Annotated in this window: 1 protein-coding gene; it reads right to left on the bottom strand. The window is 72.4% G+C overall.

Annotation, left to right across the window (positions count from 1 at the left end; all coding sequences use genetic code 11):
- The coding region (locus VR45_RS45210; RefSeq protein WP_159394579.1) for a DUF11 domain-containing protein at window positions 1–481 on the bottom strand (481 nt) is incomplete at its 3' end.
- Between the last annotated feature and the right edge of the window lie 59 nt (window positions 482–540).

Raw genomic sequence — 540 nt, 5'->3', positions numbered from 1 at the left:
CCCGCCACTGGATCTGCTGCCCCGGCACGACCGGGTTGGTGAGCAGTACCTTCGACACCGTCAGGTTCGCCTGCGGCGAGGGGCTCGCGGTCGGCGAAGCGACCGCCGTCCGGGTGGACGCCGATGGGTCCGGGCCGCCGGTGACCGTTGCCGAGTTCACGGGCGTCGAGGTCGCGTCGGAGGCGAGCGTGCCCGTCAGCGTCCAGCTCTGCGACGAGCCGGCGGGGATCTCCACCGCCGGGCAGGTCACGACCCCGCCCCTGATCGGGCAGCCGGTCCCGTCCGAGGCGGTCATTACCGGGTTGTTGACCCCGGTCGGCACCTGGTCGGTGACGACCACGTTCCGGGCCCGAGAGGGGCCGTTGTTGGTGACGGTGACCCGCCACTGGATCTGGCGGCCGGGGACCACCGGATCGGTGAGGAGGACCTTGGAGACGGTCAGGTTGGCTTGCGGCGACGGCGAGCCCGAGGGTGATGCCACGGCGGTGTGGGTCGGCGTTGAGGGGTCCGGGCCGCCGGTGACCGTCACGGTGTTGGTCG

Source organism: Streptomyces sp. NRRL S-495 (genome assembly GCF_000966955.1).
In the GTDB taxonomy this organism is placed as follows: domain Bacteria; phylum Actinomycetota; class Actinomycetes; order Streptomycetales; family Streptomycetaceae; genus Kitasatospora; species Kitasatospora purpeofusca.
This window is presented reverse-complemented; position numbering and strand designations above follow the sequence as displayed.